Annotated in this window: 4 protein-coding genes; 3 read left to right on the forward strand and 1 reads right to left on the reverse strand. The window is 59.3% G+C overall.

The window, feature by feature from the left end:
• The first annotated feature begins 53 nt into the window (after positions 1-53).
• The 3 genes from AC1D00_RS34215 to AC1D00_RS34225 all read left to right on the forward strand — a co-directional run bounded on the left by AC1D00_RS34215 (position 54) and on the right by AC1D00_RS34225 (position 1,994).
• Positions 54-530 (forward strand): hypothetical protein, encoded by a 477-nt coding sequence (locus tag AC1D00_RS34215; protein WP_477013712.1) that lies wholly within the window; start codon positions 54-56, stop codon positions 528-530.
• A 130-nt stretch (positions 531-660) separates the two neighbouring features.
• Positions 661-1,116 carry a hypothetical protein gene (locus tag AC1D00_RS34220; RefSeq protein ID WP_477013713.1) on the forward strand — a complete coding sequence of 152 codons (456 nt, stop codon included), beginning with the start codon at positions 661-663 and terminating at the stop codon, positions 1,114-1,116.
• Between the two features lie 614 nt (positions 1,117-1,730).
• The gene (locus AC1D00_RS34225; protein WP_477013714.1) at positions 1,731-1,994 is read left to right on the forward strand and encodes a hypothetical protein; all 264 of its coding nucleotides are present in this window, start codon (positions 1,731-1,733) and stop codon (positions 1,992-1,994) included.
• A gap of 236 nt (positions 1,995-2,230) precedes the next feature.
• Here the strand turns inward: AC1D00_RS34225 and AC1D00_RS34230 are convergent, their stop codons facing one another.
• Positions 2,231-2,749 (reverse strand): Spy/CpxP family protein refolding chaperone, encoded by a 519-nt coding sequence (locus tag AC1D00_RS34230; RefSeq protein ID WP_477013715.1) that lies wholly within the window; start codon positions 2,747-2,749, stop codon positions 2,231-2,233.
• Between the last annotated feature and the right edge of the window lie 251 nt (positions 2,750-3,000).

Below are 3,000 nucleotides of genomic sequence, written 5' to 3' on the forward strand. Positions count from 1 at the left end.
GAAGGTGGGCTTGGGCGGGGGTACGCTTTCTTACCGCAATCAAGAACTAACGCTTGATCTATCTCAAGTCCTTGGTCCCTGAGCGGCGATTGGCGTTAGTGGGCTTGCCCGATCGGACAGCCAGGAAAGTTGTCGGCGATCAGATGGATAGCCGCAACGAATTCGCTTTGTCGGAGGAGAAAATGAAGCGAGCCGTCCTGATGACGACCATTGTCGCTCTCGGGGTGATCCAGGGGACACGCGCCGAGCCCCAGGCCGCCCAGTGTTCGTCCTTCTACATCTCGGAAATCAATATCGTATCGACGGCCGACGGCGAGGCCGGGCACGTTCAGACCTTTGTGGGTTTTGGTCCCTCCAAGGAAGAGGCAGAGAAGAGTGCCCTGGGATGGTGCTCGCATATCAGATTCGATCTTGAGACCTGTTTGAATTCGGATCGCCTGACCGCGCGCAACTCTCCGTCACACGGAGGTGACGCCGCACTTCATCTCAAGTACATGAAGGCAGTTGCGCGCATTACCGGCTGCAGTTAAAGCGCGTTCGCGAGCGATCGAACGCGCTTGATCTATATCAAGCAGCTTGTGGCCATCTTGCAGAAGGTAACAGACGACGTAGCAGGACGAGCCCAGGTCAATGTTTCGGGGGCGCACCGGAGCGACCGGCATGCCACTGGCGGCATATTTCTGGAAGGTCGGAGCAGTATTGGTTGCACTGCTCTTTGTCGCAGATTATTGGCTGCCGAGGGCCCCGACCGTCGATCAGGCGGCTGCGGACCGGCCGGCCATACGTATCCACTCAGATCGCAAATGGCCCGAGCGTATTGTCTTCGATACCCGATCGCCGGTCATCGTCGCCGCTGCGCCCGTGGTCGAGGCGACCGAGGTCGCAACTTCGTCGGATGTGGCCGAACCGCCCGTTATCGTCGCACAGAGCCCGGCGGTGGCGAATTCTTTCGCAATGCTGCCGAAACCGGATACACGCCCGCCTGAAACCGTCGATCGCAAGCGACAACGCAAGATGTCGCATGTTGCGGCCCGATCGAGGCGAAACGTCCAGCCGCAGATGCTTCTGGCGGCACGACAAGGGCAGTTCGGCTGGTTCGGCTCAAGAACTTGGTGATCGGCGTCCGGATACGATCCGAACGCCCAGTCTCGCGGCGCCTATTCGTACATCGCACAGACACTTCCCTGCCAACGGAGACGCCTGCGCGCAGCGCGCCGGGTTTGGCGGTCGTCCTTTCAACGCAGACGCCGTTGATCCGCGTTCTGCCCACTCCGCAGGCGGCCGCGACCGGCGTGATCGGCTCTCGGATTGGGGAAGCGGCCCGGGCGTCATGCCCAGAGCTGACGTCCCAATGATGCATTCAAAGGCATCGAGTTCGTGGATGACCGATCGAATGCCTTGGCCTCTGCTTCGGTAGCGAAGGTCCTTGTTTCCCGAGGGCTCCGCTGCTTCGGCAGCGTGCCGCGCTTACGAACTTCGAAATCGCCCTAGCCCAGTCGGTCTCTTGTTTTGGTGGCGGGTATCACGAAGCTGGTTGATCTGAATCAAGATCGCGCTTGGTGCTGTCAGCAAACGAGGTGACGGGCGGCAGGAAACACGGACAATGTTCGACCGAGTTAATGGGCAGCCCAGCTCACCCTTGATTTACGTCAATGTCGCTGATCTCTCCGCGCACACGCTATCGTAAACCGTAGGAATGCGGCTTCTGCTACCCTTAGAGGAGGACCATCATGAAGGCTAAGACGCGACTTTCGATCAAGTCAGTGACGGTTACAGGCATCGCTGCCAGCGCACTTCTGGGACTTGCAGGGGCCACGCTTGCTCCATCACCGGCCCGCGCGATCGTGTATTGCCAGTACGTGGACTATCCGGTGGGTTGCGTTGCCCGGGCCGGCGTTGTCCTCCGGCCACGGCCCGTTGCGCGCGCCGCAGTCCGTCATAACGTCGGCGGTAATGCCAATGGCGGCGTTAATCGCGTCGGAGTGCGTCGATAGAGGATTTGCCTGCGGGCCACTAGCCTTGGTGCATAAACCAGCCTCGTGACCCGCGGTAGCATTCAACACCACTTCTCGGCCATGCAGCGTACCTCACTTTACATGTCGGGTATTGGCCCACGCGTGGAGCAGTGGTCCGGTTTTGCGTGACAAGCCGACCGACTTGGGCCCGATCCCAACGTCCGCCCGTGCCCCTTAGCGATATCGCCCAGGCATACAGTCAGCTAGCCTTTGCCTCAGTCCTCGTCCTCGGACAGCGCACGGCGCCGGTCTACGGCATCACTCATATCGTGGAGTACCAGAATCGCGATGGCTGCCATGCGCTGCCTCTGTTCGGGATTAAGCGTTTTGTAGAGTGGCTGCCACGCCTCGGCGAGTTTATCCAAATCGGCTGATCGTTGAGCCAATGCTTCCGAGCGTCGTTGCAAGAAGGTGATGGGGTCACGATTGCGCAGGGCTTCGACACGGTTTTCGTCGGCCCGTCTACCCACTGTTTCTCCGATCTTTGCAAGGCGGGCTTTCCGATCCTCCGCCCTGGCACGAATGGCGCTCTCTACAGCCGGCCAGTATTTTTCCTGGTCAGGTGTCAGCTGCAACGCGGCCTTTACCAGATCAATCCTCATGTCCGTCAGCGTATTCCGGTCGGCTGCATTTAACCGTTCCGGAGTCGCAGAGGTTTGCGAGGTTTGCGCATTGGCAATCGGGGATGCAGTAAGGAAGAGAGCGGTTGTTCCGGCAACTACTATTTTCAACATCGGCAATCTCCTAGGTGAGTTGCCCCGCACCGCATGATGGTGACGCACTGCGAGGTCACCCTTGACCTAAGTCAAGGAACCAGTGGCGCACCGGAAGTTGTTGGCGCCACCACCAAACCGACGCGATTGACCCTAGCGGACCAGTCGCGCCAAATTCCGTTTAATGATCGAACTCAGCCAGTTTTGCTCGATCTCGCAGCACGATTTGTCGATGGGATCGCCCGATGAAGGTGAGGACATCACGATCCCTA

This window comes from Bradyrhizobium sp. P2_E8, from assembly GCF_056403875.1.

Excerpts from the sequence above, each read along its gene's own strand:
- AC1D00_RS34225 (WP_477013714.1), top strand. The coding sequence starts at position 1,731 with ATGAAGGCTAAGACGCGACTTTCGATCAAGTCAGTGACGGTTACAGGC.
- AC1D00_RS34230 (WP_477013715.1), bottom strand. The coding sequence starts at position 2,749 with ATGTTGAAAATAGTAGTTGCCGGAACAACCGCTCTCTTCCTTACTGCA.
- AC1D00_RS34220 (WP_477013713.1), top strand. The coding sequence starts at position 661 with ATGCCACTGGCGGCATATTTCTGGAAGGTCGGAGCAGTATTGGTTGCA.